Below are 19,466 nucleotides of genomic sequence, written 5' to 3'. Positions count from 1 at the left end.
CCGCCCTGAGGACGAAGAATATAGCGCTCGGCACACCGCTCCTGTCCGGGTGCCCCGGTCTAGGCAGGTGGCAGGCAGTTGTCCTTCGGCGGTCGGCCCTCCGGCCACGCCAGTTCCACGAACTCGGAGCCGCCGGCCGGGGTCAACTCCACGATCGGCACGGCCTTGTCGTACGGGTTGCCGTGGTTGTCGAGACAGAGCCAGCCGCTCGCGCCGTAGACCCGCAGACTGCCCCGCAGCTGTGGCCACACGTCCCCGACGTCGGCGAGGCCCGGGAACCTGCTGCCGTCGGGTGTGGCCTGGCGGATGCCCTTCACGGCGAGACGCGTGGCGTCGTACGCGACCGTCAGCTGGCCGCCGTCGAGGGGGGCGCTGCCGATGGGGCCGACGGGTTCGTGCTCGGCCTGCGCGAGCAACTTGGCCAGGGTTCGCGCGTCGGCCCGTGAACCGCCCCGCGCGGGCGGGTTGTCGGTCCAGGCGTCGAAGTGCGCGAGAGCGGTGTAGCGCACGGTCAGGTTGCGGCCCAGCGCGGCGGTCTCCAGCTCCTTGTCGCTCGTGAGGTACGACCCCTCGTCACCGGTGAGCACCGTGAATTTCCTGTCCAGGCAGCCGCGCCTGCCCAACGCGTTGACGAACTGCCGCAGTTGGGTGTGGCGGCCCGCGAAGAGCAGCGTGTCCGTGGTGCGCGGTGTGTCGCAGATGTTGAAGGTGATGTTGCGAAAGGCGTTGGCCGTGGCCCCTTCCCGGGTGCGGTCCTGGGGTGGATGGAACGCGGAGGGCTGGTACGGCGAGCCCTTCAGCAGTCGTTCGAAGGACTGCCGGAGCGTACGGGTGTAAGGATCGCCCGGCTTGTCGTAGACCAGATAGGCCCTGTCGGTCGAGATCCTCGCGGACGAGGTGAGCGCACGGGCCAGATCGGTGTTGGTGGGAGCGACCCGGGCGAGACCGGGGAAGGGGTCCTTCCCGTTCTGGCCGTTGGCGAGATCGTCGGCGGTGATGGAGGTGCCGATGACGGGGATGCCGAGCCGGGTCAGCTCCCTGACGGCCTCCTTGTTGGTGTCGGTGCTGCTTCCTATGCCGGTCACCGCCCGCAGCCGGTCGGGCCCCTTCGCCATGCGTCCCAGCGCGTCCACCGTCTCCCGCCAGTGGGCGCTGTCCGCACCGGGGTCGGCGAGGACGAGCCGGACGGCGGGAGTCTGCCCGCTCTCGTGGTGATTGGCCTCGTACTGGGCCAGGTAGGCCCCCTGCAGCTCACGCAGGGTGTCGTTGTCGGCCGTGGAGAACGGCTGGAAGACCGCCACGGTGACCCGGGCGCGGGAGGCGATGGAGTCGTTCTCCCGGTCGATCGCCGCTATGACGTCGGTGAGCCGGCGCTGCCCGAAGTCGTACGCCGTCGTCGACACGCCCACGCACTCGTCGCTGCCCTCGGGCCGTTCGATTCCGGGAGCACAGCTCCGGTCCTCCCGCGCGAGCGTCATACCGCCCCACACGCCGGCGGCCACCAGGACGACCGCGAGCATCAGGGCGACGTACCGGCGGAAACGGATCTCCCAGACGTGCTCACGCAGCCACGCCGGCCAGCCCGCTGTCATGCCTGCCATCAGTGGCCCCCGTTCTGTTCCTCGTCGTCGCCCGGGACACGGAACGGCCGCCCGGCCGCCGCGTCCGCCGGCCAGTCCCGGGAGGCCCGCCAGAGCGTTTCACTGCCCGCGGGCTTCTGGTTGGAGAGCTGTTCCAGCTCCCACCGCAGCCGTTCGGTCACCCTCGGGTCCGGCAGCACCAGCGGATCGGTCAACTGCCAGACGGCGTGCAGGATGCGTCGTACGCGCAGATGGAGCGTCACGTCCACGCCGTCCGGGAGGTGCTGTGCGGCGTCCGTGCGGCCGAGCGCGACGGCTCCCCGGTCGTCGTACAGCTCGTTGCCCAGGTGCCGCCCTTCGGGGTCGTACGCGTCGTAGCAGGGCGCCGAGGCGATGAGGACGAGCGCGGACAGCCAGTCGCAGGTGTCCAGCCTGAGAAAGGTGTCGCGCAGGTGCGCGACCGCGAAATCGACGTTGCCCAGGGCGAGTTCGTGACGGACGCGGTAGCCGGAGTGGTCCGGGGACGTGCCGCGGCAGTGGTCGATGAGGGTGCGGTGGACCCACTGCCACGCCGCGTGGTCGGGGTCGTGACGGTGCAGCCGGAGCAGGAGGAGCACACGGAGGAAGGGGTCGCCGACGAAGTGCCCGGGAGTTCCCGGGCGGCCCTCCTGGGCCAGCCGCTCCTCCAGATCGAGGACACCGGCGGTGCCGAAGTCGTCCGGGAGCCCGGTCTCGGCGAGCACGAAGGCCGAGTCACGGTCGTGCGCGGCGGCAAGGACGGTCAGTTCGTCGAGTCTGTCGTCCGGCGCGAGCCGGTCGAGCAGCTCCCGGTGGGCGGGGTGCCCGGTGCGGTCGTCGTGCAGGGCCACGTCGGCCATGAGCAACTCCCCGAGTGACACCGCCCCTTGGGGCAGGTTCTGGCGGGCCGACTCGGCGATCAGGGCGATGCCGAGCGGATTCCCGTCGGTCAACCGATGGACCGCGTGCGGGAGTTGGGGATGTGTCGGCTGTCCCGGGCAGGCGGCGTTCACCATGTGCAGGGTCTCGTCGGGCGAGAGCGGCGGCAGCGCGACCAGCAGGGCCCGGGAGGACGGTGCGCTGCCCGGCACCCAGCCGCTGCCCCGGGCCAGCTCGGGCAGGGTGCGGCGGACGGTGTTGCGCAGCGCCGGATGGCCGTGGCCGCGCAGCGCGGCGAAGAAGACGACCCGGTCGGCGATGCCGTCGGCGCGGTCCCGCAGCACCGACTCCATGAGATGGAACCCGGCGGGCTCCTGGACGTTGTCGATCAGTACGACCGGCCGCCCCAGGCGGTGTGCACGTTGCACGACCCCCGCGTACGCGTCGTCGAGATCGGCCAGCAGAGCCCGTACGAGATAGCGCTCCGCGTGGGTGTGCGAGGCCCCGCCCGCCCTGAAGTGCCCGGAGAGCAGGATCAGTCCGAGCTTCGGGTTGCCGCCCGCGTTCGGGTAGTCGCAGTACCACGCGGCTCCCTTGCGCAGCCGCCGCTGGGTCGGCGCGACGCCCTCGCCGAACGCCTCCAGAGCCGCCTCGATGATCGGCTCGACCACCGGCCCCGTCTCCGACAACGACGCGACGAGCTTCGCCACCACCTTGCCGATCCACCGTCCCGCGAACCCGGCCACCCAGGACCCGGTGTCGTTCATCAGCAGGATCCGCTCGGCCTCCTGCCTGATCCGCGGCAGATCGCGGTCGCTCCAGCCGCCGGCGGCGACGGCGAGCAGCCCGGATGCCAGGCGCGGAAAACTGATGCGCCCTGCGCCGGTGACGGGCTCGGCGAGTTGCTCGGCGATCGTCACCGTCGCCTGCGACACGGGCGACCAGGATTCGGCGTGCCCGTCCGGGGAGGGCCGGTCGAACTGCGCGTCCTCCCCGTCGATCAGCGCGACAGGCGTGTGGCCGCGATAGGCGGAACGCAGTTCGCCGAGGACCGCGCTCTTGCCGAGGCCCCTCCCGCCCGCGAGCACCACGAAGGGCAGTTCCCCCTGGTGTTCGTACGGCGTGGGAATGTGCTGGTAGGGCCGCAGGCCGGTGAGCCGCGGAGCGAGCCCCGGCGGTTCGGTGTCGAACAGTGCCCCCCGGCCGTGCAGTGATGAGTGCACCATGTTTCCCCCCTGGTGCGGTCCAACTCGGTGTGACTGTCACCCCCGCCGGGTCCCTCTGCCCGTCGGCGTGGTCGTTGCGGGAATCCGCGGGTGTCAACAGCGTTGAAAAAAGGCGGAGTTGTCCGGAACGCGGGCCGGATGCCAAGTCGGCCGGCTGATCAACAGCACCGGATCGTGAGAGTTCTCGCCGCCGTGGACGGGCAGGTGGCTGCCCCGAGATCGTTTCTGTCCATCGCCCCCGTACCTCCCCCTCGCCGTCCGTCGGGGCGGCATACGGCCGAGCCGACGGGGCGGTCACGCTGAGTGCATCATAGGGCCGCTCGCGGCCGGGCGCAGAGGGCTGGAGCATTGTGTCGGAACAGGGAGGCCTCACGGCTCCGGGCAGCCCCATCCGCCTCGGACGTGCCGGCGCACACCGGCGCGGGCGCCTGCGGGGGACGCCGCGGTCCGGCCGGCGTCCCGGGTGTGTCGCCGGTACCGCCCGCGACGCAGCGTGACGGGGTCGCGAGGGGTCAGCCGGCGATCTCCGTGGATCTTCATGGGTCTCCGTCGCGCAGGTGTGACGAGGTTTGATAGTTGGCCTCAGCGTCTGGAGGGTTGCCTGGTAGGAGAGTCTGCGAGGATCCATTGTGGCCGCGTTAAGGACTGATAGTTGGCCTCACTCGGGTGCGACATCACGGACATAGACCCTGTCTCGTCGCGTGGATTGCCTCTGTTGGGCGCGGCAGTTCTCCACCCCGGCCCAGTCGGCGCTGTCGAGCGTGGCGAGCTTCACACCGCACTAGTGTTCCCGGTTGCCGTTGGACCGCCAGCGTGTCCACGTCTTCAGAGGTGGCGGCGCATCGCGTCGATGCAGCTGGCTCGGGCGCCGTTTGACCGGTCGCGGGGATAGGCGGAGCCGAGGTTCATGCTGTCGTCGGACGTCAAGGGGGGCTGCTGCCAGGCGAGACTCATCTGTGCACCAGCTTCTGCACGGGCCGTGGAGACGAGAGTCGCGTACGGTCCGGCTACGGACGACGCTTCGATCTGGAGCCAGGCCTGGTGAAATGCCATACGCGCCAAGAGGCTGCTCACCTCGTCCGTAAGTTCCTGTCGGACCTGGGCCGAGGACTCCGGGCGACGCCGTATGCGGTAGGGCATCTCCAGGTATTCCTCGACCGCAGTCAGGGCTTCTGCGAAGGTCTTGGCCCGACGCTCTCGTCGTACCGCCCGCTGGTTGAGGGCGTAGGTCAAGAAGGCGCCGAACACGGCGATGAAAGGCACGATCAGCGCGGTTGTCTGAGCCCACGTCCACCCGCTGTCCGTCGCCGCGATGACCTCCACGCACCACTCCCCGGCATGCCATGTGGGGCATCCTCCACCAGCCACCGGCCGTCGTGCTCACCGCCGGTGAGCCGCCAGTAGTGTTCGAGGAACAAGTGTGTGCGCACTATCTCGATGAGGTCCAGGAGTCCTTTCGAACTCGTCCACCTTCGCTCTTCTGGATCCAGCGGGTGCCAGAGGCAGAGGGCGTCGTCTGCCGAGTAGCGATGCTTCGAGAGAGCCCCCTGTTTAGCGTGGACACGGGGGAAGTCCTGTGGCTTCAGACCGTACGTCGGGTAGGGCGGGTCCTTGTAGAAGCTGATGCGGACGTCGACCGGCTCTGGCTCGCCCGTGACGTCGAGGCCAGTGAGTTCGTACGTCAGTGAACCGTGACGGTAGGTGTGCCGGAGGGCGGAGCCGATCCGCCGTCGGGCATCGCGTTCGAGCGGGGCCCACCAGGCAGGCTGGACCCCGTACCAGGTCGGCATGGGTCAGATTCCCCAGGCCCGGGTGGGCGTGACGAGTCCGACTGCGAGCCCGAGGCCGGTGGCAGCGGTGCCGCCTGAGCGGACGGTTGACGCCAGTCTGTCGGCTTCCTCCTGTGTGGCGTTCGCATCCGGGACCAACTCGGGGAGGATCTGGTGGAGGGCGTGCTGGGCGCTCAGCGGGCGTCCGGCGGCCTCGTGCTCGATCGCGAGGTTGATGTAGTCGCGGGCAGTGCACAGCCGTTTGTGAACTTCGGGGCGCGTCATGTTCAGAGGGATGGGTCCTGCCACGCCGGCCGGGTCCGGTGTACGCCCCTTGTTGATCTCGTCTGCTGCGTGGGTGAAGAAGACCTGGAGTGCGTTTACCAGGGGCATCGGCTCACCGAGACACCCGAGGGCGAGGGCTTTGATGTTCCACGAGCACAGGGGCTTGCTGTGGGTGCCGTTCCAGTGTTTCAGCAGCCGGACCGTACGGGCGAAGATCACCTTTGTGTCCTCGATGGCCTGCAGCACCATTTTCGTGTGGGTGATCGGATCGGCGCGGTCCCACTGGTCCGCGATCTTTGTGTTCGGGATGTACAGCCCGCAGCCCGATGGGTGTGGGATCGCGGTCATGACGTCCGCGGTGAAGTCTGGCTGCCCGTTCGTCACCGGGTCTCCGAAACGCACCAGAACGGCACGGCGTCGGCCGACTACCTCGATCGTGAGTTTCGGGAACTCCTCATCGAGGTCCTCGTGGATCACGTCCCGCACCGTTTCCATGAGGGATAGGGCGCTCTTCTTGCCCGGTCCGTATGGCTTGGCGTCCTCCGCAGTCAGGACCACGCCCAGATCGACATCTGTCAGCGGGGTGTTGGCGTCGCCGTGCGCAATGCTGCCGTTGAAGTAGGTAGTCGATCCAGGGAAGGCCCGGAGGGCGGACCTGGCGAGGAGTCGGCGGCGGCGTTTGGCCTCGTCGAGTTCTTCGTCGGTCACCTGGATCTTGCGGCGTCCTTTGTCGACGAGCGACGCAAGGGTCTCTTTGCGAACCATCTGTACCTCTCTGGACTCAGGCCCCCCTGGTTTCCACTTTAGCAAACCATGAGTGTTCCACTCTTGGCAACAGTGTTTGTGAGACTGGAAAGACGGGCGTGGGTGCGAGAGGATGCGAACACATGGACGAGTTCTACGAGGCATTCGGGGAGCGGGTCCGTAAGGCGCGTGCCGCCCAAGGGATGAACCAGCAGGAGCTGGGGGGTGCCGTCGGGCTCAATCGCACGTCAATCAGCAACATTGAGAAGGGGCGCCAGAGGGTCGCGCTGCACATGCTGTTCGAGTTCGCGGCGGTGCTGCGGGTGGACGCCGAATCGCTGCTGCCCGCGCCCGACGGCCGCTCAGACGTTTTGGACGAGGTTCCGGAAGACGTACGTGGCTGGGCTCAGAACGTGCTGGCCAACGCGCAGAAGGAGGCAGGTCGTGGCTAGTCGGGCGGAGCAGGCGGCGGTACGCCTATTGGCGGAAGCGGGAGAGACCGCCCCACCCGTCCGAGTGGAGCGGCTTGCCGTTCACCTCGGCATCGTTGTCTCGCGGAGTGCCTTTAAGGATGGAGACGTCTCAGGCATGCTCGTCCGCCAAGACGGTCAACCCCCTGTCGTAGGCGTCAACGACACCCATTCCGATCACCGCCAACGATTCACCATCGCCCACGAACTGGGTCACTTCCTGTTGCATCCAGGGCGCGATGTTGTGCTGGACCGGCCTGTCCGGGTTAACCTCCGTGACAAGACCTCCAGCATGGCAACCGACCGGGAAGAGATCGAAGCGAACACCTTCGCGGCCAGTCTCCTCATGCCGGCAAGCCTTGTTCGATCGATGCTGCAGCAGTTGCCCGGTGCGGTCCGCCAAGATCCGGATCGCTGCACCAGCGCATTGGCTGAGGTTTTCGACGTCAGTGAATCGGCGATGGGATTCCGCCTCATTAATCTCGGGCTTGTGAGCTGACGCAGCTGATGCATGCGCATCCGACGAATTCGGGAACGCGACTCAGCGGACACTGCTTCCGGGTGTAGGTCGTCGGGCGGGTTCCGTCTTACCGCAAAGGTGTGGGTTGTGGACGGTGTCAGATTGGACAGGGCCTGACCGCGCGAATATGTGCGATAGCTGTGCGTGGAGTTGGCCAGCCTACGGACGGATCGCACCTGACGCCGATTGCTGCGCGTCTGATCTCCAGTTAGCCTCCGTGGCTGAGAGTCTTTGTCAGTGTCCACTCAAGATCGCCCGATGTTGAGTGGAGGCGCCAAGAGCTGAGGAATCGCGCCGCCGTCAACTGGTCGAGTGCGCCGGTGAACGCCGCGCCGGTCAAACCGCATTCGTGAGCCAAACGGTCTCTCTCGGAACTTGCGTACCTGCTTTCCGGTTCCGTGTGAGACGCGAGGCAGACTGCGACTAGTCGGGCAACCGGTGCCGAGCCAGACTGGGCTCGGGAGGCGGCGCGTAGTGCCCAGTCGGCGGCCCTGAGTCGATCGGGCCGCGCCGGGTGCTGGATGAACAGTCCGGCGTCAAGCAGTTGCGCGGTCACGACGGCGCTGGCGCGGGGTGGAAGGGGAGGGTCGGCATGCAGCCACCGTGACTGTTCAAGCTCCCGCCACGGCGCCGAATCGGACCCTAGCCGCAGGCTGCGCAGCACGCCTGTGGGCAGGCTGACCTGTGCTGAGTCGTTTATGCGCAGAATGCATTGCAAGGCAATGAGTCGGGCGGCAGCGCCAACGTCACTAGGTAGCGCAGCCGCGAGGTAGCTGAGCATTTCGCGAACTCGGGTCTGCTGGTCCGGTTTCTTGAAGCGGCGCCCTCTACGTCGTGCGCGCCCGAGCGGCGCGGGAGGTGCGGATGACAAGAGCGTGTCCGGGACGACTGCGGCCTGCGAGGTGGCCATGGCGCAGGCTGTGCATGCGTCGGCCAGGCGCCACATTCGGCCACCGCGATCGCGGGCGAGCACGAGTCGGATAGGCCCGCTGCAGCCGCGGTGGCGCGGATGCCAGCTGCAGCCACGTTCGTAACACTGGCATGTGCGCAGGTGGGGTGCGAGGAGTTCGTGGCGGGCGTGCCGTGCCAGATGGGCGAGGAGTTCTGATCGTGCGGATGAGCTGTTGAGCGCGCGTCCGCTGCGCGGGCACTCCTGGCAGACGAGAACCGGTCCGCCGGGCAGTGCGCGCAGTTCCACGGTCCAGGTGCGTCGGACTGTGGGCCGGGTGGTGCAAAGCCTCATGGGGGGCGTGTTCCTCCCGTCGTATTCCGCGCCGTACCCGCAGAGGGAGAGGGCGGCCCGCACACGGTAGTGCAGACCTCTGCCCTGACGTCGATGTCGCCACCTGCAGAAATAGGGCAGAGCTCTGCACTGACAGGGCAGTGGTCTGCACCGTCGGATTGTCGAGTGACGATCTTCCCGCCCGATCCGAATTTTGAGGCGCTGCGTCTGGAGCTCGCGCGGTTGCGGGCGGCGCGAGGCTGGAGCTACGACGAGCTCGCTGCCCGAAGCGGCCTGGCCAGGAGGACTCTCATCGAGATCGAGCAGGGGCGCACTATCGGCACCCTCAAAACCTGGCACGCCCTCGCGCACGCATTGAATGCACCATTCGTTGAACTCTTCGGAACCGTGTGTGAAGGGCACGAGTCGACAGGGCAGGCGGGCGCCTAACTGCCACCTGTAGGGGGTCGCGCCGACCACTCGAACCAGCGATAGGTGGCGAACGCGTGACCGAATGGTCGGCAATACGTTTCACAGATTAAGGCCATCCGGGGGACTCGATCGGCCCTGGCGCCACTAGTGCGGCGTGTTGCCTGGCACCTTCACGGACATGCGTTCCTCATCTTCCTCCCTGCACCGCCGGGATCAGGGCTATCGAACCGTTCATCACCGCCGATCGCTACGCCTTGAGCCCGGCGGTGCCAGCCGGCTCCTGCGTTGTGGCCAACCAGATCGCTGCAGGGACTGCGGTAACTGGATCGAGTGGTACCACCGCGGCAACGAGCGGCCCGTGCGACTCCACCCGCGCGAACTACCGGCAGCCACAGTGCCCGAATCCTGCCGCTGGCACGTCAGTTCCGGAGTTGCGTATCCAGCCGACGATGGCAGTGCATGGTGCCGCCTGCCGCATGCGGTCGTTTGCCCCGCCCGCGACGTTGATTCGGCAACGGTGTCCAGGTTGGCTGCTTTGCGTCGCAGTCTTGCCGTCAACATGCGCCGTTTGGTCGACAACGGCGTCTTCGAGCCGGTCGCCGCACCGATTGGCCGAACGGCACCGCTGACCGTATGCCGCCCGGCCCGGCCAATCGTGCAGCTCTTGTGCGTGCGTTACCTGGCTGCCCGTCCCATCGATGAGATTCAGTGTGTTGCTCAAACTCGGCGGCGCCATCGATGCACCCGCACCGTGGCCGACTCGCACGGTCCGGCGGGTCAGTGGAACCTGGTACCTGCTACTGCCGAGCGGGGGCAACTTGCCTTGATCAACGAGGTCATGGCTATTTATGACCTCATGGCTCTGCCCTATCAGGAGCAACTGCGTTGGCGTACGCAGCGTTGCACTCAGCATGCGGCAAGTCCCACTGCCGCAGATATTGCCGTGACCGAGTGGGAGGCCTTCGATCCTTTCCTCCATCACGAGCACATTCGGGCTCGGCTGCCCATCCGTAAGCGAGGCGGGGTTTCGGCTGGCAATGCGTCGACGCCTACCAAACCGTGACTTGTTGGCAGGCTGCTAAATCAGGGCTCCTGGTCGGCGTCGATCTCGGCGATCAGGGTCTCGATACGGGTTTTGATCTCGTCGCGGATGGGGCGCACGGATTCGACGCCCTTGCCGGCCGGGTCTTCCAGGTCCCAGTCCAGGTACCTCTTGCCAGGGAAGATCGGGCAGGCGTCCCCGCAGCCCATCGTGATGACGTAGTCGGACGCCTGCACGGCCTCGGTGGTGAGGATCTTCGGCTTCTGGTCGGAGATGTCGACGCCGACCTCGTTCATGGCCTCGACGGCGGCCGGGTTGACCTGGTTGCCCGGGATCGAACCAGCGGAGCGGACCTCGACCCGGTCGCCCGCGAGGTGGTTGAGGAATCCGGCGGCCATCTGTGATCGCCCCGCGTTGTGGACGCAGACGAACAGCACGGAGGCGAGTGGAGTCGGGGACATCGGTTCTTCCTTTACGAGGTGGATCAGGTGGAGCGGCCGGCCCGTCAGGCGTGCGGCAGGGAATCGAGCAAGTCGGTGATGCGGGCGTCTATCTCGTCGCGGATATCGCGTACGACAGTGATCGGTGCGCCCTCGGGGTCGCTGATGGGCCAGTCGAGGTAGCGGCGGCCCGGTACGACCGGGCAGGCGTCGCCGCAGCCCATGGTGATGACGACGTCGGCGGCCTGGACGACCTCCTCGGTGAGCGGCTTGGGGAACGCGTCGCCGAGATTCAGGCCGGCCTCGGTCAGCACCTGGACGACGGCCGGTTCGACTTCGGAGGCCGGGTGCGTGCCGGCGGAGGAGACGACCACCTGCCCGGCCGCGCGATGGGCGAGAAGGGCGGCCGCCATCTGGGAGCGGCCGGCGTTGTGAGCGCAGACGAACAGCACTCGGGGCAGTCCGACGTCGGGCTGTTCCTCGACGTGGGCGAGAGCGTCAAGACGCTCGGTGGCGAGGCGCTCGGCGAGCACGACGAGGTGACCGCGGACGCGGGCGGGCTGGGCGAGACGGTCGTAGGAGTCGATGACGACTCGCTGGATGGTCTCTGCCGAGAACTGGCCGCGGTAACGCGACGCGAGCCGGGACACGCCTGCTGCAAGGCGCTGATCGGGGAAAACCGGGGGTGGGGATGCGTTCATTGGTGACCCCCTTCTACGGGTCATGGGCCCAGTGGGTGCTGCTGGCGGGCCCAAAGGTCAGCCCGGACTGGTATCAGCCCCGACTGATGTGACAGTATCAGTGCATGCTGACATCAGTCGACACTGATCTGATCCGTGTTTTAGCCGACCCGCTCAGACTCCACATCGTGACCCTGCTCGCCCGCGAAACGCTGTGCACCACCCACCTGGTGGAGGAGACCGGTGCCAAGCAGACCAACCTCTCCAACCACCTCAGGGTGCTGCGCGAGGCGGGGGTCGTCGAGACCGAGCCGTGCGGGCGGTTCACCTACTACAAGCTCCGCCCGGACGTGATCGACCGGCTCGCCGGCCAGTTCGCCGACCTGGCCGCGTCCGCTCGCAGCGCCGCCGACAACAAGAGGGCCTGTCCGTGACCCCCACCGAAGCACCCGCGACCACCACCGAGGACCCCTCGGTCGTCGCGAAGCTCTCGACGCTCGACCGCTTTCTCGCCGTCTGGATCCTCGCCGCCATGGCCCTCGGCCTGGGCCTCGGCAGGCTCATCCCCGGCCTGAACGACGCTCTCGCCAAGGTCGAGATCGGCGGCATCTCGCTGCCCATCGCCGTCGGCCTGCTGATCATGATGTACCCGGTCCTGGCCAAGGTCCGCTACGACAAGCTCGACGCCGTCACCGGCGACCGCAGGCTCATGGCCGCGTCGCTGGTCATCAACTGGATCGTCGGCCCCGCGATCATGTTCGCGCTGGCCTGGATCTTCCTGCCGGACCTGCCCGAGTACCGCACCGGCCTGATCATCGTCGGGCTCGCCCGCTGCATCGCCATGGTCATCATCTGGAACGACCTCGCCTGCGGCGACCGCGAAGCCGCCGCCGTCCTGGTCGCGCTCAACTCGGTCTTCCAGGTCCTGGCGTTCGGCCTGCTCGGCTGGTTCTACCTCGACCTGCTGCCCGGCTGGCTCGGCCTGGGCGACGGCGAGCACCTCGACATCTCCATGTGGAAGATCGCCCTGAACGTCGTCATCTTCCTCGGAGTCCCGCTCCTGGCCGGGTTCCTGACCCGCCGGATCGGCGAGAAGAAACTCGGCCGCGAGAGGTACGAGTCCAACTTCCTCCCGAAGATCGGCCCCTGGGCCCTGTACGGCCTGCTCTTCACGATCGTCATCCTCTTCGCCCTGCAGGGAAAGACGATCACCTCCCAGCCGCTGGACGTGGTCCGTATCGCGCTGCCGCTGCTCGTGTACTTCGCGGTCATGTGGTTCGGTACCTTCGCCCTCGGCAAAGTGATCGGCCTGGCGTACGACCGCACGGCGACGCTCGCCTTCACGGCTGCCGGCAACAACTTCGAGCTGGCGATCGCGGTCGCCATCGCCACCTTCGGTGTCACCTCAGGACAGGCCTTGTCGGGCGTCGTCGGCCCGCTCATCGAAGTGCCGGTCCTGGTCGCCCTCGTGTACGTCTCCCTGGCCTGGCGAAGGAAGTTCAGCGCCGACCGACAGCTGACGTCCACCTCACACGAAAGCTGATGCGCTGCAGGGACTGCTCCGGCGAGGCGCGGTCGAAGACCTGCGGCACAGCCCGTGCGGCCCTGGAGTATGGGCGGGCCGGACCGCCCCGCGGAGTCTGTAACGCTGAGATGAGCGGATAGGGAAGACGGGCGGGCTGGCCCTGCCGTACTGCGACTACAGGTGCAAGGAACGGCACATAATTCGGGGGAGAGGCGGCGGAGTTGAGAGGGGCACGCATGCGGGCTCGGGAATCGGATGCGGACGCCACAGGATGTCACTGGAGGGGACTGCGGACGGACGCTGCACGCAACCGGGACAGGATCTTGGCCGTCGCCCAGGAGTTGTTCGGGGAGCAGGGGCCGAAGGCTTCCTTGGACGAGATTGCGCGCCGCGCAGGAATAGGCAACGCGACTCTCTACCGCCACTTTCCTGGACGCCATGCCCTCCTCGCGGCAGCACTGGAGCGGATTGTCGTGACCGGAGCCGACGCGGCGGAAGAGGCCGCCGCCCGGGAAGACGATCCGTTTGCCGCGCTCAGCAGCTTCGCGCAGGCCATCGCCCGTGCGCGGCTCGCCGCTCTGTGCTGCGTGTCGGACGAACTCACCAAGGAATGGCAGGGACTGGCTCAGCAGAGAGAGCGTCTGGTGCACGCCGCGCAGCGCCTGCTGAGCCGTGCGCAGCAGGCGCAACAGATACGCGCGGATATCTCCCTGGAAGAGTTCATGGGGGTTGTCATCCAACTCAGCCGCCCACTGCCAGGCACCAGTTGGTCCGCCACCGACCAGTTCAGCCCGCGCATTCTGCAGGTGTATCTCGACGGCCTGTACGTGGAGAACTGAAACCGGCACCCCGTCCGATCTCTGCATCGGTGCGCTGACGGCGTACGCCGGGTAGGGGGTGGGCGCAACGGGCTGGCAGATCCCCGGCAGCGGGCGGCTGAGGACGACGACGAGTCGTACAGGTCAGAAACTGTCGTGTGGGACGTATACGCCCCACACCTCGCGCAGCGCATTGCACACTTCGCCGACGGTGGCGCCCGCCGCGAGCGCTTCCTTCATCGGGTACAGCACGTTGTCGGTGCCTGCGGCTGCCTTCTGGGTAAGGGCGATGGCGGCGTCCACTCGCTCCTGGCAACGCCAGGCCCGCAGTTTCGCCAACCGTTCTGCCTGCTGGGCTCCGATGGCCGGCTCGACGCGCAGGGGCTCGTACGCTTCCTCCGCGTCGAGCTGGAACCGGTTGACACCGACCACGACCCGCTCGCCGGAGCCCGTCTCCTGCGCGACCCGGTAGGCGCTGCGCTCGATCTCGCCTTTCTGGAAGCCTTGTTCGATCGCCGCGACCGCGCCACCCAGGTCTTCGATCCGTCTCATCAATGCGATCGCGGCGGCCTCGACGTCGTCGGTCATCTTCTCGACGGCGTACGAGCCCGCGAACGGGTCGACCGTCGCCGTCACGTCCGTCTCGTATGCGAGGACCTGTTGGGTACGCAGGGCCAGCTGAGCGGACTTGTCCGTCGGCAGGGCGATCGCCTCGTCGAAAGAATTCGTGTGCAGCGACTGCGTGCCACCGAGCACGGCGGCCAAACTCTGCACAGTAACCCGGACGAGGTTGACCTCAGGTTGCTGAGCCGTCAGATGCACCCCTGCCGTCTGCGTGTGGAACGGCAGCATCAGCGACTTGGGGCTCTTCGCGCCGAACTCGTCCCGCATCACCCGGGCCCAGATCCGGCGCGCCGCACGGAATTTGGCGACCTCCTCCAGGATCGTCGTACGCGCCACGAAGAAGAACGACAGGCGGGGCGCGAAGTCGTCGACGTCCATGCCGGCCGCGACCGCCGTGCGCACGTACTCGATGCCGTCCGCCAGCGTGAAAGCGATCTCCTGCGCCGGCGAGGCACCTGCCTCCGCCATGTGGTAGCCGGAGATCGAGATGGTGTTCCATTTCGGCATCTCGGCCTGGCAGTACTTGAAGATGTCCGCGGTCAGACGCAGAGAAGGCTTGGGCGGGAAGATGTACGTGCCCTGGGCGATGTACTCCTTCAGCACATCGTTCTGGACCGTGCCCGTCAGCTGCGAGGGCGACACGCCTTGCTCCTCGCCGACCAACTGGTACATCAACAGGAGCAGGGCGGCCGGTGCGTTGATCGTCATCGACGTCGACACCTTGTCCAGCGGGATCCCGCCGAACAGCACCCGCATGTCGTCGATCGAGTCGACCGCCACGCCGACCTTGCCGACCTCACCGTGCGAGATCGGCGCATCGGAGTCGTGGCCCATCTGCGTGGGCAGGTCGAACGCCACCGACAGGCCCATTGTGCCGTCGGCGATCAGCTGCTTGTAGCGGGCGTTGGACTCCACGGCCGTGCCGAAACCGGCGTACTGCCGCATGGTCCAGGGCCGACCGGTGTACATGGACGGGTGGACGCCGCGGGTGAACGGGTACGCACCCGGCTCGCCCAGCTTCTCCGCCGGGTCCCAGCCCTCCAAGTCGACCGGCCCGTAAACCGGTTCGATGGGCAGCCCGGACTCCGACACACGCGTCACGTGAAGCTCCTTCTGTCACGGTCGATGCCAAATCCTGGTGCGCGCCCGCAATCTGGCGTACGACGCATGGTTGTGGGTTGCATCCGGTCTGCCGCTGGAGCGACATCGGGAGCGAGCGGTGTATGTCGCCGTGGACGTCGGTTGTCTGGTTGCGGACAGCCGTGCGCGCACGGCAGCAGGTACAACCGACCGGCTTGTATCGATGAACGCCGAAGTAAGGTCAGCATGGTGCCGCCGTCCCGGGCATGTCAATGCCTGGATGTGACGTGAGTGGGTGTCCGGCAAGCCTCGGAGGGTGGATTCCATTCGTGCGGATGAGGATCCGTGTGGAGCTCGCGGCAGTGAGCCCGCGTCCACTGTTGGGCGGGTCGTGGGTTTGAATTCATAGCTTCCTGAATTCAGGAATTCATGTACTGTCGTTGGTGTGCTGACTCTCGCTGCTGATATCGAGGTGCTGGCGCGGTTCGGCCGCGCCCTCGCCGACCCGATCCGCTGCCGGATCCTCCTCGCCCTCCGCGAGGCCCCTGCCCATCCCGCCGACCTGGCCGACGCCCTGGAGATCTCCCGTACGCGGCTGTCCAACCACTTGGCGTGCCTGCGGGACTGCGGCCTCGTCGTCGCCGTGCCCGTAGGCCGCCGCACCCGCTACGAGCTCGCCGATGAACGGCTCGGACATGCACTGGACGACCTGCGTACCGCCGTCGTGGCGGTCGCGGCCGACAAAACCTGCGCGGACGCCGACGAGAAGGGCTGCTGCTGAGATGACCGCCGAGATATCCCTCGGTATCGGCCCGTCCCCGGCCCGCCGCGACGCACTGGCCCGCCGGATACGGCTGCTGGTCGCAGCGACCATCACCTACAACGTCATCGAGGCGGGCGTCGCCATCACCGCCGGGACGCTCGCCTCCTCAACGGCTCTGATCGGCTTCGGCCTGGACTCGGTCATCGAGGTCTCCTCAGCCACAGCAGTCGCCTGGCAGTTCTCCGCCCGCGAGCACACAGTGCGCCAGGCCCGGGAGAGGCGGACGCTGCAGATCATTTCGGTGTCGTTCTTTGCTCTCGCCGCGTACGTCGGCATCGACGCCGTCCGTGCCCTCGTCGGGACGGGAGATGCCGAACCCTCCGTCCTCGGCATCGTGATCGCCGCGCTCTCGCTCGCGGTCATGCCCTTCCTGTCCGCCGCTCAGCGCACGGCCGGCCGCGAACTCGGCTCCGCCAGCGCGGTCGCCGACTCCAAGCAGACGCTGTTGTGCACCTACCTGTCCGCCGTACTCCTGGCCGGCCTGGTCCTCAACGCCACGCTTGGCTGGGCCTGGGCCGACCCGATCGCCGCCCTCGTCATCGCAGCCGTCGCGGCCAAGGAAGGCCGCGACGCCTGGCAGGGCAAGGGCTGTTGCGCTCCCGTTGCCCACACCCGCGCCCCCGCCGAGAGCACCGCGGCCGAGACCGTCGCGTGCGACTGTGCGCCGGGCTGTGCCTGCTGCTCGTGAACATCTCGTTGCCCAACTGCCCCCGCGCATCCTGGTCAGCCGATACTGAACGGGCGATTGAGGGACGGTGGGGGCAGCGGTGGAGTGGACGATCTGGGCTGGGTTCGCGGCCGGCCTGCTGATCTCGACGGTGACCGCTCCGGTCGGCGTGTCCGGAGCGGTCTTCCTGCTACCCGTCCAGCTCAGCGTCCTCAGCGTGCCGAGCCCCGCGGTTACACCGACAAACCTGCTGTTCAACGTGGTGGCCGGGCCCGGCGCACTGTGGCGCTACCGCCGCGACGGCGCTCTGCGCGGCCCCCTGGCCCGGCGCCTTGTCGCCTGGACACTGCCCGGCGTCATCGCCGGCGCAGCCGTCCGCGTCTTCGCCCTCCCCGGCCCTGGCGTCTTCCGCGTCCTGGTCGCCGCCTTCCTCCTGCCGCTCGGCACTTGGCTGTGCCTGCGCACCCTGCACCCCACCTGCGTACGGTCCAATGCGCACGGGCCGTCGGCGCCCGCTCTCGCCGCCCTCGCTCTCACGGTCGGAATGGTCGGTGGGGTTTACGGAATCGGTGGCGGTTCCCTGCTCGGCCCCATCCTCGCTGCGCGCGGTATGCCCATGGCCCGTATCGCACCGGCCACCCTTGCCGCGACCTTCACCACCTCTCTCGCCGGGGCCGCCGCCTACGCCGTGCTGGCCCTGGTCAGTCCAGGGCCCGTCGCCCCCGACTGGCTGCTGGGCGTGGCCTACGGCGCAGGCGGACTGGTCGGCGGCTACCTCGGTGCCCGTCTCCAGCCGCACCTGCCCGAAACCGCGCTCCGGCTCCTGCTCGGCACCCTCGCCGCTGCCCTGGGCGCGCTGTACGCAGCCCAGGCCCTGCTCTGATTTGTGCGGCGATTCAGTGGCCGCGCGGGGCGTACATGATGACCGCCATCCCGGCGAGGCAGACCAGTGCGCCGATGATGTCGAAGCGGTCGGGGCGGTAGCCGTCGGCGGCCATGCCCCAGGCGATCGAACCGGCGACGAAGATGCCACCGTACGCGGCGAGGATCCGGCCGAAGTTGTCATCGGACTGGAAGGTGGCCACCACCCCGTACAGGCCGAGCGCGATGACGCCGGCCCCGATCCAGATCCAGCCCTTGTGCTCGCGGATGCCCTGCCAGATAAGCCAGGCGCCTCCGATCTCGAACAGCGCGGCGACGACGAACAGGGCGATGGAACGGGCGACGAGCACGGCGGAGACTTTCCGGAGCAGGGGAAACGAACAGGAACTGGCAGAGGCAACACGGTCAGGCGGCCGTGCCGAACAGGTCGTTGAGCAGGCCTGTCCCCTCGGCGGACGCACGGACCTCCAGGTGCAGGTGAGGGCCGTCGAGGTGGAGACGGAAGTCGAAGAACGCGCAGCACTGCTGCTCGGCCGCGGCCAGTTCCGCGATCCGCGAGGTCCGCTCGACGGGCAACGTCAGCCGCAGCCCGTCCGGCACCGCGGCCCGCACGGCACCGTCGACCGCCTCGCGCCACTGCACGGTCCGTTCGGCCAGGCCCTCGCCGATCAGGGAACAGGCCACCGGCGCCGTGCGCCAAGCCTCGGACTCGGCAGCCTGACGACTGGGAGAGAGCACTACATCCACCGGTGGACGGCTGCTGCCGGACGCCACGGGCGAGAGGAAGCCGCATTGCGGATCACAGGGGCTCGCGCGGTCGGGCAATGCGTCCAAGCGTTCCAGGGCCGTGTGCAGTGAGGCAGTGAACGCGGCCAACTCGGCGGCACGGGCCTCGGCGTCGGTCAGACGTGCACAGATACGCGGTCGCAGATCGGCCTTCACCTCACTGCAGGTACCGGCCTCCCATACCGCGAGCAGCTCGACGATCTCCTCCAGCCGCAGCCCCAAGTGCTTGGCCGCACCGATGACCCCCAGCCGCTCGACCGCCGCCTCGCCGTACACCCGATAGCCGGCCGGAGTCCGATCTGCAGACAGCAGACCGGCGCCCTCGTAGTAGCGAAGCGTCGTCGCTGGTACACCGGAGCGCTCGGCCAGCTGCGAGATGCGGTAGGTCGCCATACGGCCGACGGTAAACCTTCGACCCGACTGGAAGGGCAAGTCGCCCAGCGCCTGCTGTCGAGCTTGTGCACAGTCGCGGCGGATGACGCGCCGGATCGTCGGCGAAAGGGTCTGCGAGGCGCGGCACCGGTCGCCGAGGTTGCAGGTACTGCCGGGGTGGCGGGTGAGGAGAGTCAGGCCACCTGGGCGGACGCAGGCGTCGGCGTCAGCAGATGCCCCATGGCGGCCAGCACCGACGGCTCGACCCGGTAGTAGACCCACGTTCCGCGCCGCTCGGAGGTCAGCAGGCCTGCCTCCTTGAGCTTCTTCAGGTGGTGGGAGACGGTCGGCTGTGAGACGCCGACGTCGGCGATGTCGCAGACGCAGGCCTCACTGTCCGGGTGCGAAGCCACCTTGGAGAACAGGCGCAGCCGCACCGGGTCGCCCAGGGCTTTGAACATGGCGGCGGTGAGTTCGGCCTCTTCCGCCGTGAGTTCCCTCTCGGTCAGGGCTGGGCAGCACCGCTCGGCCGGGAGCGCGGCCACCTTCTCCTGAAGCTTCGACATGCGTCTATGTTGACAC

20 protein-coding genes are annotated in these 19,466 nt (G+C 67.8%); 10 read left to right on the top strand and 10 right to left on the bottom strand.

All coding sequences use genetic code 11. From position 1 onward, the window contains the following. Nucleotides 1-59 precede the first annotated feature (59 nt). The 4 genes from C6Y14_RS29045 to C6Y14_RS29025 form a co-directional block, all read right to left on the bottom strand. Complete coding sequence (locus C6Y14_RS29045; protein ID WP_107019802.1) at nt 60-1,601, bottom strand: type 1 periplasmic-binding domain-containing protein; 1,542 nt, start codon at nt 1,599-1,601, stop codon at nt 60-62. After that, on the bottom strand, nt 1,601-3,703 hold the full coding sequence (locus C6Y14_RS29040; RefSeq protein ID WP_225891338.1) for a hypothetical protein: 2,103 nt from the start codon (nt 3,701-3,703) through the stop codon (nt 1,601-1,603). The genes C6Y14_RS29045 and C6Y14_RS29040 overlap by 1 nt, the downstream gene beginning before the upstream one ends. A gap of 825 nt (nt 3,704-4,528) precedes the next feature. Then, nucleotides 4,529-5,026 carry a hypothetical protein gene (locus tag C6Y14_RS29035; RefSeq protein ID WP_225891337.1) on the bottom strand — a complete coding sequence of 166 codons (498 nt, stop codon included), beginning with the start codon at nt 5,024-5,026 and terminating at the stop codon, nt 4,529-4,531. Between the two features lie 470 nt (nt 5,027-5,496). Further along, nucleotides 5,497-6,567, bottom strand: coding sequence for a nucleotidyltransferase (locus tag C6Y14_RS29025; RefSeq protein ID WP_159074331.1), 1,071 nt, complete (start codon nt 6,565-6,567; stop codon nt 5,497-5,499). A gap of 77 nt (nt 6,568-6,644) precedes the next feature. Between C6Y14_RS29025 and C6Y14_RS29020 the strand changes: the two genes are divergently transcribed. From C6Y14_RS29020 to C6Y14_RS45255, 4 genes are all read left to right on the top strand, one after another. After that, nucleotides 6,645-6,953, top strand: coding sequence for a helix-turn-helix domain-containing protein (locus C6Y14_RS29020; protein WP_107019799.1), 309 nt, complete (start codon nt 6,645-6,647; stop codon nt 6,951-6,953). Further along, on the top strand, nt 6,898-7,470 hold the full coding sequence (locus C6Y14_RS29015) for an ImmA/IrrE family metallo-endopeptidase (RefSeq protein ID WP_318658068.1): 573 nt from the start codon (nt 6,898-6,900) through the stop codon (nt 7,468-7,470). Before C6Y14_RS29020 ends, C6Y14_RS29015 begins: the two co-directional genes overlap by 56 nt. A gap of 1,429 nt (nt 7,471-8,899) precedes the next feature. Next, entirely contained in the window at nt 8,900-9,163 is a 264-nt protein-coding gene (locus C6Y14_RS29005; protein WP_107019796.1) for a helix-turn-helix transcriptional regulator, read from the top strand. A 160-nt stretch (nt 9,164-9,323) separates the two neighbouring features. Further along, the gene (locus C6Y14_RS45255; RefSeq protein ID WP_225891336.1) at nt 9,324-10,208 is read left to right on the top strand and encodes a DUF6083 domain-containing protein; all 885 of its coding nucleotides are present in this window, start codon (nt 9,324-9,326) and stop codon (nt 10,206-10,208) included. A 20-nt stretch (nt 10,209-10,228) separates the two neighbouring features. Here the strand turns inward: C6Y14_RS45255 and C6Y14_RS28995 are convergent, their stop codons facing one another. Together C6Y14_RS28995 and C6Y14_RS28990 are read right to left on the bottom strand one after the other, a co-directional pair. Further along, nucleotides 10,229-10,648 carry an arsenate reductase ArsC gene (locus C6Y14_RS28995; RefSeq protein ID WP_107019795.1) on the bottom strand — a complete coding sequence of 140 codons (420 nt, stop codon included), beginning with the start codon at nt 10,646-10,648 and terminating at the stop codon, nt 10,229-10,231. A gap of 44 nt (nt 10,649-10,692) precedes the next feature. After that, the gene (locus tag C6Y14_RS28990) at nt 10,693-11,328 is read right to left on the bottom strand and encodes an arsenate-mycothiol transferase ArsC (protein ID WP_107019794.1); all 636 of its coding nucleotides are present in this window, start codon (nt 11,326-11,328) and stop codon (nt 10,693-10,695) included. Between the two features lie 104 nt (nt 11,329-11,432). Between C6Y14_RS28990 and C6Y14_RS28985 the strand changes: the two genes are divergently transcribed. From C6Y14_RS28985 to C6Y14_RS28975, 3 genes are all read left to right on the top strand, one after another. Continuing rightward, nucleotides 11,433-11,741: an ArsR/SmtB family transcription factor gene (locus C6Y14_RS28985; protein WP_107019793.1), complete on the top strand. Its 309-nt coding sequence runs from the start codon at nt 11,433-11,435 to the stop codon at nt 11,739-11,741. Next, nucleotides 11,738-12,850, top strand: coding sequence for an ACR3 family arsenite efflux transporter (gene arsB, locus C6Y14_RS28980; RefSeq protein WP_107019792.1), 1,113 nt, complete (start codon nt 11,738-11,740; stop codon nt 12,848-12,850). The genes C6Y14_RS28985 and arsB overlap by 4 nt, the downstream gene beginning before the upstream one ends. Nucleotides 12,851-13,155: 305 nt before the next feature. Then, entirely contained in the window at nt 13,156-13,671 is a 516-nt protein-coding gene (locus tag C6Y14_RS28975; RefSeq protein ID WP_159074330.1) for a TetR/AcrR family transcriptional regulator, read from the top strand. 123 nt (nt 13,672-13,794) lie between these two features. Here the strand turns inward: C6Y14_RS28975 and C6Y14_RS28970 are convergent, their stop codons facing one another. Next, the gene (locus tag C6Y14_RS28970; RefSeq protein WP_107019790.1) at nt 13,795-15,375 is read right to left on the bottom strand and encodes an acyl-CoA mutase large subunit family protein; all 1,581 of its coding nucleotides are present in this window, start codon (nt 15,373-15,375) and stop codon (nt 13,795-13,797) included. 424 nt (nt 15,376-15,799) lie between these two features. Between C6Y14_RS28970 and C6Y14_RS28965 the strand changes: the two genes are divergently transcribed. The 3 genes from C6Y14_RS28965 to C6Y14_RS28955 all read left to right on the top strand — a co-directional run bounded on the left by C6Y14_RS28965 (nt 15,800) and on the right by C6Y14_RS28955 (nt 17,727). After that, a complete protein-coding gene (locus C6Y14_RS28965; protein WP_107019789.1) occupies nt 15,800-16,135 on the top strand; it encodes an ArsR/SmtB family transcription factor in 336 nt (111 codons plus the stop codon). Between the two features lies 1 nt (nt 16,136). Next, the gene (locus tag C6Y14_RS28960) at nt 16,137-16,865 is read left to right on the top strand and encodes a cation transporter (protein ID WP_107019788.1); all 729 of its coding nucleotides are present in this window, start codon (nt 16,137-16,139) and stop codon (nt 16,863-16,865) included. Between the two features lie 79 nt (nt 16,866-16,944). After that, nucleotides 16,945-17,727, top strand: a complete 783-nt coding sequence (locus tag C6Y14_RS28955) for a sulfite exporter TauE/SafE family protein (RefSeq protein WP_107019787.1) — start codon at nt 16,945-16,947, stop codon at nt 17,725-17,727. Nucleotides 17,728-17,740: 13 nt separating this feature from the next. Here the strand turns inward: C6Y14_RS28955 and C6Y14_RS28950 are convergent, their stop codons facing one another. The 3 genes from C6Y14_RS28950 to C6Y14_RS28940 form a co-directional block, all read right to left on the bottom strand. Further along, nucleotides 17,741-18,076: a YnfA family protein gene (locus C6Y14_RS28950; protein WP_107019786.1), complete on the bottom strand. Its 336-nt coding sequence runs from the start codon at nt 18,074-18,076 to the stop codon at nt 17,741-17,743. Nucleotides 18,077-18,131: 55 nt separating this feature from the next. Continuing rightward, complete coding sequence (locus tag C6Y14_RS28945) at nt 18,132-18,905, bottom strand: MerR family transcriptional regulator (protein ID WP_107019785.1); 774 nt, start codon at nt 18,903-18,905, stop codon at nt 18,132-18,134. Between the two features lie 173 nt (nt 18,906-19,078). After that, nucleotides 19,079-19,450 carry an ArsR/SmtB family transcription factor gene (locus C6Y14_RS28940; RefSeq protein WP_107019784.1) on the bottom strand — a complete coding sequence of 124 codons (372 nt, stop codon included), beginning with the start codon at nt 19,448-19,450 and terminating at the stop codon, nt 19,079-19,081. Nucleotides 19,451-19,466: the final 16 nt, after the last annotated feature.

Origin of the sequence: Streptomyces dioscori (genome assembly GCF_003024195.1) — a bacterium.
In the GTDB taxonomy this organism is placed as follows: domain Bacteria; phylum Actinomycetota; class Actinomycetes; order Streptomycetales; family Streptomycetaceae; genus Streptomyces; species Streptomyces dioscori.
The sequence above is the reverse complement of the archived record's forward strand: the minus strand, read 5'-3'. Positions and strand labels throughout refer to the sequence as shown.

Bases quoted from the DNA above. Each gene is read 5' to 3' on its own strand.
- C6Y14_RS45255 (WP_225891336.1), top strand. From the start codon at position 9,324: ATGCGTTCCTCATCTTCCTCCCTGCACCGCCGGGATCAGGGCTATCGA.
- C6Y14_RS28945 (WP_107019785.1), bottom strand. From the start codon at position 18,905: ATGGCGACCTACCGCATCTCGCAGCTGGCCGAGCGCTCCGGTGTACCA.
- C6Y14_RS29045 (WP_107019802.1), bottom strand. From the start codon at position 1,601: ATGGCAGGCATGACAGCGGGCTGGCCGGCGTGGCTGCGTGAGCACGTC.
- C6Y14_RS28985 (WP_107019793.1), top strand. From the start codon at position 11,433: ATGCTGACATCAGTCGACACTGATCTGATCCGTGTTTTAGCCGACCCG.
- C6Y14_RS28960 (WP_107019788.1), top strand. From the start codon at position 16,137: ATGACCGCCGAGATATCCCTCGGTATCGGCCCGTCCCCGGCCCGCCGC.
- C6Y14_RS28990 (WP_107019794.1), bottom strand. From the start codon at position 11,328: ATGAACGCATCCCCACCCCCGGTTTTCCCCGATCAGCGCCTTGCAGCA.
- C6Y14_RS29020 (WP_107019799.1), top strand. From the start codon at position 6,645: ATGGACGAGTTCTACGAGGCATTCGGGGAGCGGGTCCGTAAGGCGCGT.
- C6Y14_RS28940 (WP_107019784.1), bottom strand. From the start codon at position 19,450: ATGTCGAAGCTTCAGGAGAAGGTGGCCGCGCTCCCGGCCGAGCGGTGC.
- C6Y14_RS28995 (WP_107019795.1), bottom strand. From the start codon at position 10,648: ATGTCCCCGACTCCACTCGCCTCCGTGCTGTTCGTCTGCGTCCACAAC.
- C6Y14_RS29040 (WP_225891338.1), bottom strand. From the start codon at position 3,703: ATGGTGCACTCATCACTGCACGGCCGGGGGGCACTGTTCGACACCGAA.